The organism is Arthrobacter sp. TmtSoilC51, from assembly GCF_055388015.1.
Genome location: NZ_AP035877.1, coordinates 1,785,937 through 1,804,867, shown reverse-complemented (window position 1 = coordinate 1,804,867; position 18,931 = coordinate 1,785,937). Strand labels below are relative to the sequence as shown.

The window sequence follows — 18,931 nt, the reverse complement described above, 5'->3', positions numbered from 1 at the left end:
GCTTCTTTCCGGCGGAACCGTCCTAGACGTTGAAGTCCATTCCGGCTTCCGCCAAATCCCCGCGGATGGTTTGGATCTCGGCCTCGTCCGGCTCCACGAGGGGCAAACGGACAACCGAGTTGGGCAGGACTCCCTGCCACTTGAGAATCTGCTTGGCGGCTACCGCGCCTTGGACCCGGGTCATGGTTGCACGCACCACGGGTTCCAGTTCAAAGTTGATGGCCCGCGCCTTGGCAAGGTCATTGGCATTCACGGCGTCAATGAGTTCACGGAAACGCCGGGTGGCGACGTGGGTGGTCACGCCTACGAGGCCTACGGCTCCGAGGGCCATCCACTGCAGGGTGAGGCCGTCATCGCCGGAGTAAAACACCAAATCAGTCTCCGCCATGACGCGGGTGGCCGCTGCGAAGTCCGCTTTGGCATCCTTGACGGCCACGATGTTCGGGTGCTTCGCAAGCCCGATCATGGTCTCGGGAGCGATGGCAATGGACGAGCGGCCCGGGATGTCATACAGCATGACCGGCAAGTCCGTGGAGGACGCGATCGTCTCAAAGTGTGCCCGAACGCCGGCCTGGCTGGGCTTGTTGTAATAAGGGGTGACAATCAGGAGGCCGTCGATGCCAATCTGGGCCGCGCGCTGCGAAAGATGCACCGAGTGCGCGGTGTCGTTGGTACCGGTTCCGGCGATGATGGCGGCTTTGCCACCCACGGCCTCTTTGACCGCGCGGAACATGCCGAGGTTTTCTTCGTCAGTAAGGGTTGAGGTCTCTCCAGTGGTACCGGTGACCACGAGTCCGTCGCAACCGTCCTGGACAAGCTTCTCGGCCAGTGCCGCAGCTTGGTCGTAGTCGACCTTGCCATCCTCGGTGAACGGGGTGACCATGGCGGTCAGCAGGGTACCAAGTGCGGGAATGTGGGCGCGGGAGTCAGACATAAGAAAAACGTTACCTTGTCACGGCCATGTTCCGGGAATGGGTTCCGCGTGATGGTCGTCATCGGGGTTGCCGACTATGCGTGCTTGGGCGTCCGAGCCGTACCCTCCGAGCAATACTGCGCCACTGCTTTTTCCTTCAGCTGTTCCGCCCAGGCAACCAAGCGCTGGGAAGCGCGAACGTAGTCGAAGAGCTCCCTTGGCGTGAGGGCTTCAAGGTCGGTTTCAGCCAAACGCCGCGCAAGCTCAGCACCTGGCGCCTGCTCGACCAGGACCGTGCCCTCTCGCTGCCACTGGACGTCCTCCGGCGGTTCACCTGCCACGAGTTGCCTGAAAAGGAAATCGACCACACCCGGACTCATCGCCTTCATGGGTCCGGCGAGGCCTTCCGGCGGCTTTGGAGCATCGTTCATGCAGCCATGCTATTCGAACATATATTCGAAGACAAGGCCTGTGAGCCAGCACCGCGCGTCCTACATACTGGTTCCATGCGGGTGACGACTGTTTTGGTTGAGGGCGAAAGTGACCGGCTTGCGGTGGAAACACTGGCCGTTCGCCTTGGCCATGACCTGATGGCTGAGCGCGTCTCGGTGGTGCCGATGGGAGGGGCAACCAACATCGTCCAGTTCCTGGACCGCTTCGGCCCGAACGGCTCGGACCACCGGATACTCGGACTTTGTGATGCAGGCGAAGCACATGGCATTGCCCGCGCACTCAGCCGGGCAGGCATAGGGTCCGGTTCCTTGTCTGAGAACGGCTTCCACGTTTGCCATGCGGACCTGGAGGACGAACTAATCCGCTGCCTTGGGATCGATGCCGTGCTCAACGTGATTGCGGCCCAAGGAGAGCTTGCCTCATTCCGACTCCTCCAACGGCAGCCCTCACAGCGCGATAAGCCGACATCGGCGCAACTGCGCCGATTCTTCGGGGGACGCAGTGGTAACAAAATCCGCTACGCATCCCTGCTCGTCGACGCACTGCCGGCAGGAAAGGCACCCCCGCCGCTCGGTCGCCTCATTGAATCACTTCCGCTATGAGGCATCCGTCCGCGAAGGCTGCTTGCAGTCCGCTTCACAGCCGGACTAAAGCAGCCTGTGAGACGATCGCAGCATGACTTCGCAAGAGACGGCGCCAGCCCGGAAAGTGCCCCGGGGAGGCAAAGTCTCCACCCGCCTTACGGGCATAGATGCCGCCCGCGGCCTGGCCTTGCTGGGAATGATGGCCACCCATCTGATGCCGACGTTCGGCCCCTCCCCCCAATGGGAACCTACCTGGGTGGGACTGGTTTTCTCGGGCAGGTCCGCTGCACTGTTCGCAGTCCTGGCGGGAATTGGATTGGCACTCACCACCGGGAAACAAAAGCCGCGCCACGGCACGGACCTCTGGGCAGCGAGAAGCGGTGTTGCGATGCGTGCCTTGGTGATTGCCGTCGTCGGCCTTGCGCTTGGAGGCCTGGACGTCAACATAGCGATCATCCTGGTGCACTACGCCGTCTTGTTCGTGTGCCTCCTGCCTTTCCTGGGGTTGCGGTTGAAAGCCCTCTTGGTGTGGGCGCTCGGCTGGATATTGGTGGCTCCCCTGCTGGCCTACCTCGTCCGGCCCTGGCTGCTCGACGCGAACCCGCCCTTGCAGTTGGGACACAACCCGAACACCGAGGACCTTCAAACGCCGGGACGCCTCATCGCCGACTTGTTCTTCACGGGGTACTACCCCGTGTTCCAGTGGATCGCTTACCTGCTGATCGGACTGGCGATCGGCCGTTTGGCGCTCACGACGCCGAAGATCCAGTTGCTGGTGTTCACCTGTGGATCCGCTGTGGCGGCGTTGGCAAAAATCCTGGGAACCCTGGCCATGGAGTTATGGGGCGGCCGCGCCGCACTGGAAGCACTGCCCGGAACGCGGGGATACCCACTGGAAAGCATGCTCAAGGTAAACCTCACCGGGTTGCAGCAGGTGGATTCGTGGTGGTGGCTGGGAAGCGCGGCACCACATGCCGGCACCACCCTGGACCTGCTTCATACCGGCGGCGTGGCTGCCGCCGTCGTGGGTTTGTTCCTGATGCTCGGCACCCTGGCCGAACGCATCAAAGTCAACTTCCTCATATTCCTCAGTGGTCCGGGCGCCATGACCCTCACGTTGTATTCGACGCACGCGTGGGTGGTATCCGGTTTCCACAACAAACCACTGCCGGCCGGGTGGACTGACGAAGGAATGTATTGGACGCAGGCCCTTGCTGCAGTAGGCATCGGCGTGTGCTTTGCCCTCTTCCGGCGGCGGGGTCCACTGGAGTGGGTGGCCCACCAGGCGTCGAGGCTGGGCAGCTACCGCCCGGCAGCCGTGGGCTGAGAGCGGAAGAGCTTCACGGCGTCGCGCATTGAAGCGCGGGCACGTTTGCGATCGCCGGAGGCGTCGTAGGCGCAGCTCAAACGGAACCAGGAACGCCAATCCCCGGGTGCTGCCTCGGCCTCCGCCCGGTACTTTTCGAACTCGGCGTGCGGCAGCACGGACAATCCGACCACCGGGCGTGCGCGGCAAGGTGTCCACCGGCAGGCCACCCTCGGCCTCCAGAACCTTGGCCATCTGTTCGGTACGTGCCCCAAACAACAGCTCGCGAATGAGTGCCCAAGCGCCAATCACAGGCAGGACAAGGTAGGCGGCGCCGATGCCCTTCGCCACCAGGTTGGGATCACCAAGCAACAGGATGGATCGCTGGAGGGACACCACCAGATACAGCACCAACAGCAAGGTGATGGCACCAACCCAGATCTTGGTGCGGTTTTTCTTCACTGCAGCCCACAGAGATCCCATGGCCCTAAAGCCCCAGGTCCAGGTAGCCGTCCAGGCCCACAGTCAGGCCGGGATGGTCCGCGACTTTGCGCAGCCCGAGCAGGACACCAGGCATGAATGAGGCCCGGTCGAAGGAGTCATGGCGCAGCGTCAGCTGTTCTCCGGGACCACCAAAGAGCACCTCCTGGTGCGCAACCAGCCCTCGGAGACGCACGCTGTGGACGCGTACACCCTCAACATCGCAGCCCCGGGCTCCGTCCAAGGACGTTTGCGTGGCGTCAGGACTTGCAGGCACCCCCGCTTCCTGGCGAGCCTCCGCAATCAACTGCGCAGTGCGGACGGCCGTGCCCGAAGGTGCGTCCACTTTGTTCGGGTGGTGAAGTTCGATGATCTCCACAGACTCGAAATACTGTGAAGCCTTGGCCGCGAAGGCGGATGCCAGCACGGATCCGAGGGCAAAGTTCGGGGCGATAAGGACGCCGGTTTCCGGATTCTGTTCCAGGAGCGCGCGCAAGGATTCAAGGCGCTGCGCATCCCACCCGGTTGTTCCGACCACAGCATGGATGCCGTGCTCGACGGCGAAGCGCACGTTGGTCTCGGTGGTGTCCGGAACAGTCAAGTCCACAACGTACTTGGCACCTGTGTCCAGCAATGCCTGCAGGGAATCGCCGCGACCAAGAGCCGCCACCAGCTTCATATCGTCGGCTGCTTCAACAGCCTTTACGGCTTCAATTCCCATGCGCCCGTAAGCGCCCAGCACTGCAACAGCAAGTTGTTCGGTCATGCCTTTAACCCTACCGCCGGGCCGGGTACCGGCAGGAACCGTGACTCCGCGCCTACTCCCCCGGGCCGTTCCCGTCTACTCCCCCGCCCCGACCCATTCCACTGTGCCGTCGCTGAAGAACTGTTCCTTCCAGATGGGCACCTGGGCTTTGACGCGGTCCACGAGTTCGGCACAAACGGCAAACGCCTGACCCCGGTGGGCGGCCGCTACGGCACACACCAGCGCGGGATCCCCGATCTCCAGCATCCCGATCCTGTGTGCGGCCCAGATCCTGACTGGTTGCTGCGCTTCACCTGAGTGCTCAGCCACCAGCTCCGCAACCACGTCCGACATGATCCGGTGCGCTGTGGGGTGGGCGCTGTAACTGAGGCGGTCCACGGGCTTGCCGGAATCGTGGTTGCGCACGACGCCGCTGAAGCTGACCACCGCACCGGCGGTGTCAGACTCGACTGCCGCAATTGCCTGCTCCACGGAGATGGGCTCGGCGCTAAGGACAGCGCTAACAACTTCGAAGTCTGTTTCAGTGCCCATGGCTTCCTTCCAATTGATCGACGAGGTGCCCGATCACCGGATCCAGGACAGCCAAGCCATCCATGACGCCCTTCGGGGAACCGGGCAAGTTAATGATGAAGGTCTTTCCTGCTGCTCCGGCATGGCCGCGGCTCAGCATGGCCATGGGTGTCTTTGCGGCGCCAGCCCGGCGAATGCCCTCCATAATGCCCGGGATCTCACGGTCCAGCAGGGGCAATGTTACTTCCGGCGTCCGGTCATCCGCGCTCAGGCCCGTTCCGCCACTGGTGATGACGACGGCGGGCTGCTGCGTCAGGAGCGCCCTCAAAGCAGCGCCAACGGGCTCGCCATCGGGCACCACCATGGTGGGGAAGGCGTCAAAGCCGTGTTCCTTGAGCCAATCCAGGATGACGGGGCCGGTTTCGTCCGCGTAGATTCCCGCTGCCGCACGGGTGGAGGCGATAACGACGCCGGCCTTCCGCGGCCCGTGGGCGTTTGGTTCGCACGCACTCATGCTTGGGCTCCTTCCGGCGCCGCGCTGCCCTGGTTCCAGGCAGTGTGTTTCCAATCCCCGCTCTTACCACCGCTCTTGGCCAGCACCTGGACGTCTGTCAGTACTGCGTGCTTGTCCACGGCCTTGATCATGTCGTAGACGCTCAGGGCCGCTACGGACGCAGCGGTGAGCGCTTCCATTTCGACGCCGGTGACACCACGCGTCTTCACGGTAGCCAGTACTTCGATCGAGTCGGTTCCCAGCTTGAAATCCACGGTGACCTTGGAAATGGGCAACGGGTGGCACAAAGGGATCAGTTCGGGTGTTTTCTTAGCGGCCATAATCCCAGCCACCCGCGCCACGGCGAGCGCGTCGCCCTTGGGGAGTTCGCCGGCGCCGAGGAGAGACAGGACTTCGGCAGTGCTGCGCACAGTGGCGGTGGCAGTGGCCTCACGGGTGGTAATTGCTTTCTCGGAGACGTCCACCATTTGGGCAGTGCCGTCTTGCCGGAGATGGGTCAGCCCGCCTGCGCTGCCGGAAGTGTTCGTGGGAGTTTCATTCACAGCATCCATACTTCCACTTCACTTCCCTCCGCGAGTTCCGTGACGTCGCTGGGGATCTGCACCAGGGCGTTCGAGCGCGCCAAGGCGTGCACCAGGTGGCTTCCGGCACCACCCTCCATCCGGACAGAGCCGTCGGGCAACAGGGTGCCACGGCGGACTTGATGCTTCCCTTCGGGTGAGCGCAGGGGTTCAGCCAAGCGCGCCCTCTGGACGGGCCGAGGTGCAGGGACGCCGTGGATCACCGAAAGCGCGGGTCGCAGGAACATTTCGAAGGAGACGAGGCAGCTGACAGGGTTGCCGGGAAAGCCGAGGAACGGAACACCTTCAAAGCGGCCTATTCCTTGAGGGCCTCCGGGCTGCATGGCCACCGGCAGGAAATCCACGTGCTGGTCCGCCATGGCTTGGCGGACTACCTCGTAGGCACCTTTGCTGACGCCGCCGGTGGTGACGATCAGGTCCACACCGTGTTTGCCGTCCTCGCTTTCCACGTGGCTGTGAAGTACTGCGAGCAAACGGGCGGGATCGTCATCGGAGATTCCGCTTCTCACGACGTTGAGGCCCGCTTGACGCATGGATGCTTCCAGGAGCGTGCCGTTGGAGTCATAGATCTTGCCGGGTGTCAGGTTCTGGCCCGGTGCGAGGACTTCATCGCCCGTGGTGACCAGCAGGACGCGCCATGGCTTGCGGACTTCGACGGCGGTCAGCCCCAGCGCCGCCAACAAGCCGAGCTGCGCTGGCCCCAAATATGTCCCCGCGGGCAGGGCCAGGTCACCTTCCTTGATGTCGCTGCCGGCGTTGCGGACGTAAGTGCCGGGAGTAGTCGCGGGGACTTCAACCTCAACGTCCGTGGCCTCAGGATTTGGGAACGTGCTGGGAACCGCAAGCTCAATGGGAACAACGGCGTCGGCACCCTCTGGAATCATGGCACCGGTCATGATGGGCACGGCGAAGCCGGGCTTCAACGCGTCCGGAGCCGCCCCCGCCGGAACAGGTGCCGCCACACGTAGCTTCGCACCGCCGTCGGGAATGTCAGTGGAGTTGACGGCAAAGCCGTCCATTTGGGAGTTGGCAAACGGCGGCAGGGAAAGTGGCGCGAGGAGGTCGACGGCGAGCACCTTGCCCAACGCTTCCAGCAGCGGCAGCTGTTCAGTCGCCATGGTCGCGGCCGGACGGCTCAGTAGCTCCACTACGGCGTCGCGGTGGGCGGCAACGGATCTGGGCAAGGACATCCTCCTGTGTGGTCACGCTGTGTGGTCTGGAGATTATCCGGACGTACCCAGAGTAGGGCCTTAAGTGACCTTCACATTGATGGTGTGGTAGCCGGTGGCGCCGTCGGGAGCCACCGGGGCCCGGTCTTCGGTCTGTGGTTTGCCCGAAGAGTCAGTTGCACGCACTTGGACTTCATAGTCGCCGGGTGTGAGATCAAGGCCGAGCTGCCACTGGTACCAAGTGTCCGTGGATATTCCTGGTGCGAGCATCGCCTGCTTCCAAGGACCACGGTTGACGCGGAGTTCCACGTGGTCCACGCCACGATGCTGGGCCCAGGCCACACCTCCGAACTGAACTTTCCCCGCTTTCACCGTCCGGCCACTGCGCGGAACATCGATACGGGATTGCGTCTTGATGGGGCCATGGTCACTCCAGCCGCGGGGAGTCCAGTACGCGGTGTCGTCGGCAAAACGGGTGACCTTGAGTTCGGTGAGCCATTTTGTTGCTGAGACGAAGCCGTAAAGGCCCGGCACGATCATCCGCACTGGGAATCCATGTTCCAAGGGCAATGGCTCGCCATTCATCCCGACAGCCAGGAGGGCATCGCGGTCATCTGTGAGCGCTTCCAGGGGCGTACTTGCTGTCCATCCGTCATTGCTGGTGGACAGCACCATGTCCGCCCCGGGCTTGGGGCCCGCCATGGCCAGGAGCTCGCGCATAGGCCAGCCGAGCCAGAGTGCATTTCCGATGAGTTCGCCGCCGACTCCATTGGACACGCACGCGATAGTGATGTGCCGTTCCGTCATGGGCTTGGTGAGGAGCGTCGCGAAGTCGAGTTCGATCTCGCGGTCCACCATTCCGGTCACTTTCAATTTCCATGCCGGAGGGTCGATGGCCGGCACCGTCAAAGCAGTGTCGATCCGGTAGAAGTCGGGGTTGGGGGTGACCAAAGGGCTGATGCCTTCCAGTGGCAGCGATGCGCCGGCCGGAATGGCCTGCTGCGAGGTTGCTGGCTCCGGAAGCGTCAACGCGCTCCGAAAACCTGATGCCACGGCTGTCGCCCGCGTCAGGACAGCGGTGACCGCTCCACCGACTGCCGCCGAGAGCGAGGTGACCGCGAGCGCGTTCAGGAAGCTCCGCCTTGCGAGAGGGGCAGTTTCGGGCAGTAGTGGCGGTGTTCCGGGCGGTACCCAGGTGCCCAGCCGGCGAATCAGCATGCGGAGCAGCAGCATGGTGACGACGGCGGCCACGATGGGGGCGATGGCGGCCTGCGGTGTTGTTTGGGCCCGGGTTAGGACGGCGGTCAGGCCGGCAGCACCGGCCAGGCCCGCGAGGACAAGTCCGAGTCCTGTTTGCCGGCGCTCCAGGAACCCTGCCAGGGCGGCCAGGACCCCGGCCACAATCACGATGGTAGCGACCAGTACGATCTTGTCCGCAGTCCCGAAGAGCTGCACGGCGAGATCCTTCACTCCGGGAGGCACGGAATCGATAACTGCACCGCCCAGTGCGGTCACTGGCGAGACGAGGGGACTGAGGAAGCCCGCGCTCATCTCGCCTGCGGCAATGCCCGCTGCTCCGGCGCCCAATCCGGCAACCGCTGCCCAGAATCCAGGCCTTCTCATGCTGCGCCTCCTTGGCGATCCGCGGCAGAAGCAGGCTTATGGGCTCCATGGCCTTCCGGAGGGGAACCTGCGCCTTCCTGAGGGGAAACTGCCGGAAGGGAGCCCGCAGGAAGCGACAGCGCAAAGCGGCACCCGCCGTCGACGTTTTCCACGGTCACATCTCCCCCGTGCGCTTTTACGATGCCTGCCACCATGCTCAGTCCGATTCCTGCCCCGCTGTAGCTTCCCTGCGGTCCCGCGGAACTGCCTCTCGAGGGGTCCTTCTGCCACCCGGTTTCGAACAGATGGGGCAGGTCCTCCGCGGGGATGCCCCCGCAATGGTCTTGCACGGCGACCACGGTGTTTCCGTTGTTTCTTCCAACGCTGATAAGTACGTCGGTATCCGGCTTGCTGTAAATGATCGCGTTGAGGAGGACGTTCCGGAGAGCCCGGGCCACGCTGGGTCCGTCGGCTACTGCCATGCATTCGCGGTCTCCGCCGCCGGTGAGCGTGATGCCGCGTTGCGCTGCAAGCGGCGCCAGGTCCGACAGCGCATCACTGACAAGGTCATAGACATCCAGTGGTTCGGCGCGCAAGCGCAGGCTTCCGGCCTGGATCTTGGACAGCTCCAGGAGATCATTGACCATGGCAGTCATTTGCTCCGTCTGCCCGATGATTTTCCGGTAGTACTCCGGGATATCGGCGACCATGCCGTCCTCGAGGGCTTCGGTCATGGCACGGATGCTGGCCAGCGGAGTGCGGAGGTCGTGGGAAATCCACGATACGAGTTCGCGCCGCGCAGTTTCAATGGCTGCCTCCCGTTCGCGCGATTCCGCCAGGTTGCGGCTGCTGGCTTCCAGTTCCTGGGCCAGCTCCGCGAGTTCAGAGGTCATCGCAGGCCCGGCCCGCATTCCATCGGTACTGCTATGGTCCAGCGTTTCGCCCCGACCGAGCCTTCTGGCCGCTCCCACAAGGCGCGCCGCATTCCGGGACACGCCGGCTCCAAGCACGAGCGAGAGGGCCACTGCTACAGCCGACGCCGTCGCCAGGATGTACCACATGACCTCAAGGTCCCTGGCAGAAATGAACATGGCATTGAAAGCGCTGACCATGCCTGCCACGAGGACTGCCACTGTCGCCACTACAACCAGGCAGATCTGGGCCAGCACCGAGGCACGGCGAAGGACACGCAGCAGCCCCAGCGTGATGGCACCGATGATCACTGCCCACAAGCACACCCAGGCAAGGATGGTCGCCAGCTCAGTGCCCTGCATGGCCATCCCCTTTGGCATCGAACCTGTAGCCAACGCCCCAAACGGTCTTGAGCAGCTCTGGTTTGGTGGGATTGTCCTCGATCTTCTCGCGGAGGCGACGCACATGGACTGTCACTGTGGAAAGGTCGCCAAAGTCCCAGCCCCACACTGCCTTGATGAGTTCTTCGCGGCTGAAGACCTGGTTTGGCCTGCGCAGCAAGAAGGCCAGCAGATCGAACTCGCGCACCGTCAACGTCAGCGGGGTTCCCAGATGAGTGACGGTCCGGGATGCGGGATCAAGTTCAAAGCCTGCCAGTTCCACCGGTGGTTCAGGGGAGAATTCCTTGACGCTGCGGCGCAACACGGATTTGACGCGAAGGACAAGCTCCCGCGGCGAAAACGGCTTGGTGACGTAATCGTCCGCGCCCATCTCCAAACCCAGGATCCGGTCATCTTCGGTTCCCAAGGCAGTGACCATAATGACCGGCACGCTCATGCTTTGCCTGAGCCGCCGGCACACTTCCACTCCGTCCAGTCCCGGCAGCATGCGGTCCAGGATCACCAGGTCAGGGTGGCGCGTTGCGGCTAGTTTAAGCGCCGTGAAGCCGTCGCCTGCCACGTCCACCTGGAATCCGGCCCGCAGGAGATAGTCGCGAACAACATCAGCGATGGTCTGCTCGTCTTCGACGAGAAGAATGCGGCGATTACCGGGCTCTGCCGCTGATGATGCCGATTGCGTGGTCACGCTTTCAGCATAGGTACCGCGGCGCTGCCCGGCACCGGATCCAGGCCTCTTCCGGGCCAATGTCCGCATTCCGTAAGAACTGACCGCAGCAAGGCACCTCCCTGGGACAGGTCCTGGGCACGTCCGGGGCACCTCAACCAGGCGTCCGATGGGTGAAACGGAATGTAGCCGGTATCACTGTTCAAGCCAGTGTGGCGTAGCCTGAATTTATGAGTGTTCAGCTAGGCATGCCTGTGCCTCCTTCGGGCAGCGCTGCGGGCAGCGGCCCGGTTCCGCCGCCGCGTCCGGCTGGCACGCCCACGGGCCTGTGGGACCGCTACGGACGCCGGGCGACTGATATGCGCCTGTCCCTGACGGATAAGTGCAATCTGCGCTGTACTTATTGCATGCCTGCGGAAGGGCTGGAATGGCTCTCCAAGCCGGCAGTGATGACCAAAGACGAGATCATCCGGATTGTGCGCGTAGGCGTTAACGCCTTGGGTGTGCGGGAACTGCGCCTCACCGGCGGTGAGCCTTTGGTCCGGGCGGACCTGGTGGACGTCATAGCAGGCATCCGCAACGAGCACCCCGAACTTCCCATTTCGATGACCACCAACGGCGTTGGCCTGGACAAGAAAGCTGCTGCCCTCAAGGCCGCGGGTCTTACCCGGATCAATGTCTCCCTTGATTCGCTTCACGAAGAAACCTTCGCCAAGCTCACGCGCCGGCCTTTCCTGGACCGCGTCCTTGCCGGTGTTGACGCCGCCTGGGCTGCGGGCCTTGGTCCGGTCAAGTTGAATGCCGTGCTGATGAGGGGCATCAACGATGCCGAGTCTCCGGACCTTCTCGCTTGGGCCTTGGGCCGCGGCTACGAACTCCGTTTCATCGAACAGATGCCACTCGACGCCGACCACGGTTGGACCCGGCGCAATATGATCACTGCGGCCGAAATCCGCGAGCTCCTGTCCAAGGATTTCGTCCTCAGCCGGGATCCGCGCGAACGCGACGGCGCCCCAGCCGAACGCTTTGAAGTACGACGCCGGGACCTGGCAACCAGCCAAGCCACAGGGCCGGTCCTCGGTACTGTAGGGATCATCGCCTCGGTCACCGAACCGTTCTGTTCAGACTGCCGGCGCACCCGCATCACAGCCGAGGGCAAGATCATGAGCTGCCTGTTCTCCCGGGAGGAATTCGATCTCCTCGGGCTCCTTCGGGACGGCGCTACGGATGACGATCTTGCCCAACGCTGGCAGGACGCCATGTGGGTCAAACCCAAGGCCCACGGAATGGACCACACCGGCCTCGGCGCACCGGACTTCGTGCAGCCGGACCGCAGCATGAGCGCAATCGGAGGCTGAACCCTTGCTTGTACGTTACTTCGCTGCCGCACGCGCGGCCGCAGGAGTCGAAGAGGAGATCCACCCGCTTCCGGAAGGAACCAGCCTGGAGGCCCTGCTGGAAGCTGCCCTCGCCGTCGAACGTCCAATGCCCCCGGAGGGAACGCCAACGCTCGCCCGCATTGTTGCCCGCAGCAGCTTCCTCAGGAACGAGGTAGCGGTTCGCGATCCCTCTGTCCCACTGGGTGCGGAGGACGTCATCGACGTCCTCCCTCCATTCGCAGGCGGCTAAACGGCAGAGTCAACAAACCCGGATTCACCGGCCGCGGCGCTTCCGAGTGCCAACGCCAGGACGCCAGCACGGCTGTGCATTCCGGTTTTCGCGAAGATGCCCTTGAAATGGTCCTGTGCCGTTAGTGGCGAAATTCCCATCCGGTTGGCGAGGGACTCGTTCTCCAGGCCTGCCGCCAGCAGGGCCAACGCCTGCCTTTCGCGCGCCGTCAATCCGTAAGCCCGAACGAACACACCAAGGCGGGCTGCGGGCAGGCACTCCTGGATAGTGACAGCGATGGCCGGAGTATTTGGCGATTCAGTGGGGCTGTCCATCCGCGCGGCCCGCAACGAGGCCCACTGACCGCCACCGACGTGGATTCGGGCTGCGGACGCTCGATTGTCTATCTGTGCTTCCTTGGCCAACAGCTGCGCCACGACGTTGTATACCTCTGCCGGGATCCCGGCATGTGGACGGGGCGCCCGCTGTAGAAGGGACAACCAGTCGCTTGCGCTGCTTGTCTGTCCGAGGACCCGCATGTCTTCGTCCATCACCAGGACAGCTTGGGCGGGCATGGCCCCTTTCGGCCCAAGAGGAGCTGCGGCGAATTGCTGCGCCCGGCTGCGGCGCAGTCCAAGGGTCATCGCCGGCGCGAGCGAAACAAGGAATTCGAGTTCCTCCACGCTGAATGCAGGATCTGTGGCTTCCCGCCAGAGATCGAGCCATGACCAGATACCGTGCTGGTCCGCGAATGCCAGTGACGCGATGTCTCCCACTCCGTATCCGCGCAGGATGGTGTCCCAGAGCGGGTGTCGGGCAGGATCTCCAGCAGTGGCAGCAAAGAGTGACGCGGCCGGCCGCGCGGCTTCGGACAGGACTGTCCAGCGGTTTATTCGGCTGGCATATCTGGCCTTGATGACCAGAGGCACCTCGTTGGGGCACGGCACTGCCGCCATGGGCGCAACACCGGTTGCCGACTCGGGATCCGTCAACGGCCAAACGAAAGCGCTGAAACCCACCACGTGCCGGATCTCGGCCAAAGCCGCCTCGCGAAGGGCATGGTCATCCCCGGCGGCAAGAAACAGATCCTCAATCCGTTCCCGTGTTCGGTAGGTTGCCCACGAGCTGGCCATGGAGCAAGTATGCGCCGCCGCCGGCAGTTCCGGACCCCCATGAATCTGGGATATCCTCGCCTGTCCCCCGCTCCTAAGCTGGCAGCACCAACGTGAACTACAAGGAGGGAATGCCATGTACACCCTGTACATCGAACACGGAATCAAGGACTTCACCCAATGGAAAGCCGCCTTCGACCGTGATCCCTTGGACCGCGCCGCCTCAGGTGTACAGCAGTTCCGGGTGGGGAGGCCCTTGGAGGATCCCCGTTACGTGCTGGTTGAAATGGATTTCGAGCGTGCGGAGGAGGCTGCGGACATGGTAGAGCGGCTACAGGCATCTGTCTGGAGTTCCCCGGTCAACGCCCCGGCCCTCCAAGGCGCGCCAAAGACGCGGATTGCCGAAACGGTGTATACCGGAACGTATTGACGGAGCCCCTGCCTGACCGGAACTCTGCGCAGTTTCCCTCATGCCGCCGTCAGGTCTTCCGGAACACGCTCTTTAGGAGGGGGCTGAATTCGGTCGTGCCCTCAAGCCGCAGTTCCGCCGTGTGCACCAGGACCCCGTCCTCGACACGGAACGTGTGCCGGGCTACGCCGTCGGGTGTTCGCCGTTCCACCGTCAGAGTCCCGGAGTGCCATGTGCCGCGCACCGGGGCAGTTGGCGGGCGGCCCATGCTGTCAACGTAATACCAGAGCGTGTCCCCATGGGCGGGATCCACGGTGAACATTCCATGCCCTTCAAAGTGCGTTCCGTCGGGCTCACGGTGCCGGTAGCTCTGCACCACGGCGTATCCACCTGCGGCCTGCGTGAAAACTGCTTCGGCCTCGGCAGTCCGGGCTGCACCCCATGGTGACTGTGCTATTTCCGTGATGCCCCGCCAGTGTCCGATGAAGGCTTTCAGCAGTTCTGCGGCATGTCCGCTTGGGGGCAGGTCCATCACGACTCCAATGTGAGCAGGGCAGCATCATCGTGTGATCATGCTGCCCTGTTTACAGTGCGGGAGTCCAGAGAATATGGACGGGATGAAGACGCTGCGTCCTATAGGCCGAAGGTCTCACTTTCTTCGAAAGGCCCGACGACGGTGATGGTGCGGGGAGCTGCGGCAAGTTCCATGGCGAGTTCCTGGACTTCGTCAACAGTGACAGCCTTGATCCGGGCCAATGTCTCGTCAATATCCTGGAACTCCCCGGATACGAGTTCTGCCCGGCCCAACCGGGACATACGCGAGCCGGTGTCCTCGAGGGCGAGGACGATGCCGCCGCTGAGTTGTCCCACGGCCTTCCGGAGTTCCTCCTCGGTAATCCCATCCTTGGCAAGCATGTCCAACTCGAGACCAAGAAGAGCCAGCACTTGGCGGACCTTTGACGGAGTGCATCCCGCATACATGCCGAAATAGCCGGCATCTGCATAAGCAGCCGTGAACGAATAGGTGGAGTAGACGAGGCCGCGCTTCTCGCGGATCTCCTGGAAAAGCCTGGAAGACATTCCGCCTCCGAGCACTGCATTGAGCACGCTCATGACGAACCGGCGGTCGTCCGTGGCCACGATGGTGGGGCAACCCATGATGATATTGGCCTGCTCCACGGGACGCTTGACCACGTGGAGACCAGACGTGCCCGTGATCACGGCGCGGTTCGTAGGCCGGCGATCTACCGGGGCTGCTTCCGGAGCCAGGTGCCAGCCTGCTGCTTCCAAAGCCTTTTGGACGAGATCGCAGACGACGTCGTGATCCAAACCGCCGGCTGCGGTGATGACCAGTTCCTCCGGACGGTAGTAGCGCTGGTAGTGCTCCCAGACGGAATCCCTGGCAACCGCTTTGATGGCGTCCGGCGTTCCACCAATGGGACGCGCGAGCGGGTGGCTGCCGAGGACGGCTGCCACGAATTTCTCGTGCGCCACGTCTGTGGGGTCATCGCTGTCCATGGCGATTTCTTCAAGGATGACGTCCCGCTCCTGTTCCAGCTCCGCCGGATCCAGGACAGCACCGGTGATCATGTCCGCGATGACGTCGATGGCCATGGGCAGATCCGTGTCCAGCACCCGGGCAAAGTAGCACGTACTTTCCTTTGCAGTGGCAGCGTTGGACTCACCACCCACCTCATCAAAGGCTGAAGCGATTTCCAAGGCGGTGCGACGTTCAGTGCCCTTGAACAGGAGGTGTTCCAGGAAGTGCGTGGAACCATGCTGGCCGTCCGCCTCATCACGGGAGCCGACTGCCACCCAGAATCCGATGGTGGCCGAACGCTGCCCGGGCATTGCCTCGGTGAGGACACGCACGCCGCCGGGTAGGACCGAACGCCGTACGACGGAACCGCCCTCGGCACCATGGATCAGTTCGCCGCCGGGAAGTGTCTGCTCCAACGGCAAGGGTACGACAGTCATTAAGACCTTTCGGGTTCAGGGGCGCTGCTGGTCAGTCAAATCTGCCCTGCAATCCTATCAGCGGGAGGATCCGCCAGAGGCCCTCTTCCGAAGGGCCCCATCACAGTATGCGTTGTTAAAAGCCGGAGGGGCCTGTGGACCTTTCAGCCCACCGGCCCCTCCGGGTACTGCTTACAGACTACTCTGCGGAAACTTCGGCTTCTGACGGAGCGTCCTCGGAGGCTGCGCCTTCTTCCTCGGCAACAACCGGGGAGAGGGAAAGCTTTCCGCGGTCGTCGATCTTGGTGATCTCGACCTGGACCTTCTGGCCGACCGAGACGACGTCATCAACGTTGTCCACGCGCTTGCCGTTGGCCAGCTTGCGGAGCTCGGAGATGTGCAGCAGGCCATCCTTGCCCGGGGTAAGGGAAACGAAAGCGCCGAAGGTGGTGGTCTTGACGACCGTGCCCAAGTAGCGCTCACCGATTTCCGGTACCTGCGGGTTGGCGATGGCGTTGATAGCGGAACGTGCTGCATCAGCAGACGGACCGTTGGTGGCGCCAATGTAGACCGTGCCGTCATCTTCGATGGAGATGTCCGCGCCCGTGTCTTCCTGGATCTGGTTGATCATCTTGCCCTTGGGGCCGATGACCTCGCCGATCTTGTCAACGGGGATCTTGACGGCGATGACGCGCGGAGCGAACTCGGAGAGCTCATCCGGGGTGTCGATCGCTGCGTTGATGACCTCGAGGATGTGGAGGCGGGCTTCGCGGGCCTGCTTCAGAGCTGCTGCGAGCACCGAAGCGGGGATGCCGTCGAGCTTGGTGTCCAGCTGGATGGCCGTGACGAACTCGGACGTACCGGCAACCTTGAAGTCCATGTCGCCGAAGGCGTCTTCGGCGCCAAGGATGTCGGTCAGGGCTGCGTAGCGGGTCTGACCGTCAACCTGGTCGGAAACCAGGCCCATGGCGATACCGGCAACAGCTGCCTTCAGCGGGACACCGGCGTTGAGCATGGAGAGCGTCGAGGCACACACCGAGCCCATGGACGTCGAACCGTTGGAACCGAGGGCTTCGGATACCTGACGGATGGCGTACGGGAATTCTTCACGGGAAGGCAGAACCGGCACGAGCGCGCGCTCTGCGAGGGCGCCGTGACCGATTTCGCGGCGCTTCGGAGAACCGACGCGGCCGGTCTCACCGGTGGAGTACGGCGGGAAGTTGTAGTTGTGCATGTAGCGCTTGCGCGTTACCGGCGACAGCGAGTCGATCTGCTGCTCCATCTTGAGCATGTTCAGCGTGGTGACGCCCATGATCTGGGTCTCGCCACGTTCGAAGATGGCAGAACCGTGAACGCGGGGCAGAACCTCTACCTCGGCGGTCAGCTGGCGGATGTCCGTGAGTCCACGGCCGTCGATGCGGACCTGGTCCTTGAGGATGCGCTGGCGGACAACGTGCTTGGTGACCGAGCGGAAAGCTGCGGACAGCTCCTTTTCACGGCCTTCGAAGTTACCGGCGAGTGCACCGAGGACTTCGTCCTTGAGCTCGTCGGATGCGTTGTCGCGCTCCTGCTTGTCGGCGATCTGGAAGACTGCAGCCAGCTTGTCGGCAGCAGCGGCTTCCACAGCTGCGTAGACGTCATCCTGGTAGTCCAGGAAGACCGGGAACTCGACGGTCGGCTTCGCCGCACGGGCAGCAAGATCGGCCTGGGCTTCGCAGAGCGCCTTGATGAACGGCTTTGCGGCTTCGAGGCCCTCGGAAACAACTTCTTCGGTGGGAGCAGTTGCGCCCTGTTCCTTGATGAGGTTCCAGGAGTTGTCGGTTGCTTCGGCTTCAACCATCATGATGGCGACGTCATCACCTGCAATGCGGCCGGCAACAACCATGTTGAACACGGCGTTCTCAAGCTGCGAGTGCTTGGGGAAGGCAACCCACTGTGAACCCTGTTCGTCGGCGATGAGGGCGACGCGGACGCCACCGATCGGGCCGGAGAACGGGAGGCCGGAGAGCTGGGTGGACATGGAAGACGCGTTGATGGCTACGACGTCGTAGAGCTCGTCCGGGTTGATCGCCAGGACGGTCACGACGATCTGGACCTCGTTGCGCAGGCCCTTGACGAAGGCCGGGCGCAGCGGGCGGTCCATGAGGCGGCAAGCCAGGATCGCTTCCGTGGACGGGCGGCCTTCACGGCGGAAGAACGAACCCGGGATACGGCCGGCAGCGTACATGCGCTCCTCGACGTCAACCGTCAACGGGAAGAAGTCGAAGCCTTCGCGCGGCTGCTTGCCTGCGGTGGTTGCCGAGAGGAGTGCGGTGTCTTCGTCGATGTAGACCATCGAAGCGCCGGCGGCCTGCTTGGCAAGACGGCCGGTTTCAAAGCGGATGACACGCTTGCCAAAACGGCCGTTGTCAATAATCGCTTCGGAGAACTGGATTTCGGGACCCTCCATGAGAGTCACCTCCGTTTCTGATTTAGCGGAAGTCCGCCGCATCAACCCAGGCCTCTTCTTTATTCCTGGCCTGTACGACACCCGGTCATCGATCGAGATCCACGGGCTTCATCGTCACCGATGACCCTCCCGGGAATCACTACCGAGGACCGCGAATGCGCGATGCGGTTGATTTCCTGTTTTTTAGTTGTTTTTGAAGAAGGCGGCCCGTTCCGCGAGGGATCGGGCCGCCCCCAAAGGCAGACTAGCGGCGCAGGCCGAGGCGCTCGATGAGCGAACGGTAGCGGGCGATGTCAGTGTTCTTCAGGTAGGAAAGCATGCGCTTGCGACGACCAACCATGGCCAGCAGACCGCGCTGGGTGTGGAAGTCGTGCTTGTGCTCCTTCATGTGCTCAGTCAGATCCTTGATCCGCTGGGTCAGGACTGCAACCTGGACCTCGGGCGAACCGGTGTCGCCTTCAGAGGTTGCGTATTCCTTGATGATGGACTGCTTTACAGCGGCGTCAAGTGCCACGTGAACTCCTAGAGTTGTGCCGTGCCTC

20 protein-coding genes and 1 pseudogene are annotated in these 18,931 nt (G+C 63.0%); 5 read left to right on the top strand and 16 right to left on the bottom strand.

Annotation, left to right across the window (positions count from 1 at the left end; all coding sequences use genetic code 11):
* Positions 1-22 precede the first annotated feature (22 nt).
* Positions 23-934 carry a 4-hydroxy-tetrahydrodipicolinate synthase gene (gene dapA / locus ACZ5G6_RS08240; protein ID WP_223936573.1) on the bottom strand — a complete coding sequence of 304 codons (912 nt, stop codon included), beginning with the start codon at positions 932-934 and terminating at the stop codon, positions 23-25.
* A 74-nt stretch (positions 935-1,008) separates the two neighbouring features.
* Positions 1,009-1,344 (bottom strand): hypothetical protein, encoded by a 336-nt coding sequence (locus tag ACZ5G6_RS08235; protein WP_498690693.1) that lies wholly within the window; start codon positions 1,342-1,344, stop codon positions 1,009-1,011.
* 75 nt (positions 1,345-1,419) lie between these two features.
* Between ACZ5G6_RS08235 and ACZ5G6_RS08230 the strand changes: the two genes are divergently transcribed.
* Both ACZ5G6_RS08230 and ACZ5G6_RS08225 read left to right on the top strand, forming a co-directional pair.
* Positions 1,420-1,968: a TOPRIM nucleotidyl transferase/hydrolase domain-containing protein gene (locus ACZ5G6_RS08230; protein WP_498690691.1), complete on the top strand. Its 549-nt coding sequence runs from the start codon at positions 1,420-1,422 to the stop codon at positions 1,966-1,968.
* 73 nt (positions 1,969-2,041) lie between these two features.
* Entirely contained in the window at positions 2,042-3,277 is a 1,236-nt protein-coding gene (locus ACZ5G6_RS08225) for a heparan-alpha-glucosaminide N-acetyltransferase domain-containing protein (RefSeq protein WP_498690689.1), read from the top strand.
* Here ACZ5G6_RS08225 and ACZ5G6_RS08220 read toward each other — a convergent pair.
* The 9 genes and pseudogenes from ACZ5G6_RS08220 to ACZ5G6_RS08180 form a co-directional block, all read right to left on the bottom strand.
* A pseudogene (locus tag ACZ5G6_RS08220) lies at positions 3,253-3,739 on the bottom strand (hypothetical protein). The gene ACZ5G6_RS08225 and the pseudogene ACZ5G6_RS08220 overlap by 25 nt on opposite strands.
* A 4-nt stretch (positions 3,740-3,743) precedes the next feature.
* Positions 3,744-4,502, bottom strand: a complete 759-nt coding sequence (gene dapB, locus ACZ5G6_RS08215) for a 4-hydroxy-tetrahydrodipicolinate reductase (RefSeq protein WP_223936568.1) — start codon at positions 4,500-4,502, stop codon at positions 3,744-3,746.
* 75 nt (positions 4,503-4,577) lie between these two features.
* A complete protein-coding gene (locus ACZ5G6_RS08210) occupies positions 4,578-5,033 on the bottom strand; it encodes a molybdenum cofactor biosynthesis protein MoaE (protein ID WP_223936567.1) in 456 nt (151 codons plus the stop codon).
* Positions 5,023-5,526, bottom strand: coding sequence for a MogA/MoaB family molybdenum cofactor biosynthesis protein (locus ACZ5G6_RS08205; RefSeq protein ID WP_223936566.1), 504 nt, complete (start codon positions 5,524-5,526; stop codon positions 5,023-5,025). Before ACZ5G6_RS08205 ends, ACZ5G6_RS08210 begins: the two co-directional genes overlap by 11 nt.
* A complete protein-coding gene (gene moaC, locus ACZ5G6_RS08200) occupies positions 5,523-6,077 on the bottom strand; it encodes a cyclic pyranopterin monophosphate synthase MoaC (RefSeq protein WP_498690684.1) in 555 nt (184 codons plus the stop codon). Before moaC ends, ACZ5G6_RS08205 begins: the two co-directional genes overlap by 4 nt.
* The gene (locus ACZ5G6_RS08195) at positions 6,065-7,297 is read right to left on the bottom strand and encodes a molybdopterin molybdotransferase MoeA (protein WP_498690681.1); all 1,233 of its coding nucleotides are present in this window, start codon (positions 7,295-7,297) and stop codon (positions 6,065-6,067) included. The genes moaC and ACZ5G6_RS08195 overlap by 13 nt, the downstream gene beginning before the upstream one ends.
* 60 nt (positions 7,298-7,357) lie before the next feature.
* On the bottom strand, positions 7,358-8,899 hold the full coding sequence (locus ACZ5G6_RS08190) for a molybdopterin-dependent oxidoreductase (RefSeq protein WP_498690679.1): 1,542 nt from the start codon (positions 8,897-8,899) through the stop codon (positions 7,358-7,360).
* On the bottom strand, positions 8,896-10,152 hold the full coding sequence (locus ACZ5G6_RS08185) for a sensor histidine kinase (RefSeq protein ID WP_498690677.1): 1,257 nt from the start codon (positions 10,150-10,152) through the stop codon (positions 8,896-8,898). Before ACZ5G6_RS08185 ends, ACZ5G6_RS08190 begins: the two co-directional genes overlap by 4 nt.
* On the bottom strand, positions 10,139-10,876 hold the full coding sequence (locus ACZ5G6_RS08180; RefSeq protein ID WP_223936561.1) for a response regulator transcription factor: 738 nt from the start codon (positions 10,874-10,876) through the stop codon (positions 10,139-10,141). The genes ACZ5G6_RS08185 and ACZ5G6_RS08180 overlap by 14 nt, the downstream gene beginning before the upstream one ends.
* A 209-nt stretch (positions 10,877-11,085) precedes the next feature.
* On the opposite strand from ACZ5G6_RS08180, the gene moaA reads away from it, so the two are divergent.
* Positions 11,086-12,213 (top strand): GTP 3',8-cyclase MoaA, encoded by a 1,128-nt coding sequence (gene moaA / locus ACZ5G6_RS08175; RefSeq protein ID WP_498690674.1) that lies wholly within the window; start codon positions 11,086-11,088, stop codon positions 12,211-12,213.
* A gap of 4 nt (positions 12,214-12,217) precedes the next feature.
* Positions 12,218-12,484 (top strand): MoaD/ThiS family protein, encoded by a 267-nt coding sequence (locus tag ACZ5G6_RS08170; RefSeq protein WP_223936559.1) that lies wholly within the window; start codon positions 12,218-12,220, stop codon positions 12,482-12,484.
* Here the strand turns inward: ACZ5G6_RS08170 and ACZ5G6_RS08165 are convergent.
* Positions 12,481-13,596 (bottom strand): helix-turn-helix transcriptional regulator, encoded by a 1,116-nt coding sequence (locus tag ACZ5G6_RS08165; protein WP_498690672.1) that lies wholly within the window; start codon positions 13,594-13,596, stop codon positions 12,481-12,483. The two genes, ACZ5G6_RS08170 and ACZ5G6_RS08165, sit on opposite strands and share 4 nt — an antisense overlap.
* A 115-nt stretch (positions 13,597-13,711) precedes the next feature.
* On the opposite strand from ACZ5G6_RS08165, the gene ACZ5G6_RS08160 reads away from it, so the two are divergent.
* The gene (locus ACZ5G6_RS08160; protein ID WP_223936557.1) at positions 13,712-14,005 is read left to right on the top strand and encodes a hypothetical protein; all 294 of its coding nucleotides are present in this window, start codon (positions 13,712-13,714) and stop codon (positions 14,003-14,005) included.
* 49 nt (positions 14,006-14,054) lie between these two features.
* Here ACZ5G6_RS08160 and ACZ5G6_RS08155 read toward each other — a convergent pair whose 3' ends face one another.
* The 4 genes from ACZ5G6_RS08155 to rpsO all read right to left on the bottom strand — a co-directional run bounded on the left by ACZ5G6_RS08155 (position 14,055) and on the right by rpsO (position 18,903).
* Positions 14,055-14,516 carry a DUF1579 family protein gene (locus tag ACZ5G6_RS08155; RefSeq protein WP_223936556.1) on the bottom strand — a complete coding sequence of 154 codons (462 nt, stop codon included), beginning with the start codon at positions 14,514-14,516 and terminating at the stop codon, positions 14,055-14,057.
* A gap of 101 nt (positions 14,517-14,617) precedes the next feature.
* The gene (locus ACZ5G6_RS08150) at positions 14,618-15,961 is read right to left on the bottom strand and encodes a M16 family metallopeptidase (RefSeq protein WP_498690669.1); all 1,344 of its coding nucleotides are present in this window, start codon (positions 15,959-15,961) and stop codon (positions 14,618-14,620) included.
* A 178-nt stretch (positions 15,962-16,139) separates the two neighbouring features.
* Entirely contained in the window at positions 16,140-18,389 is a 2,250-nt protein-coding gene (locus ACZ5G6_RS08145; protein WP_223937522.1) for a polyribonucleotide nucleotidyltransferase, read from the bottom strand.
* A 244-nt stretch (positions 18,390-18,633) separates the two neighbouring features.
* On the bottom strand, positions 18,634-18,903 hold the full coding sequence (rpsO, locus tag ACZ5G6_RS08140; protein ID WP_144652206.1) for a 30S ribosomal protein S15: 270 nt from the start codon (positions 18,901-18,903) through the stop codon (positions 18,634-18,636).
* Between the last annotated feature and the right edge of the window lie 28 nt (positions 18,904-18,931).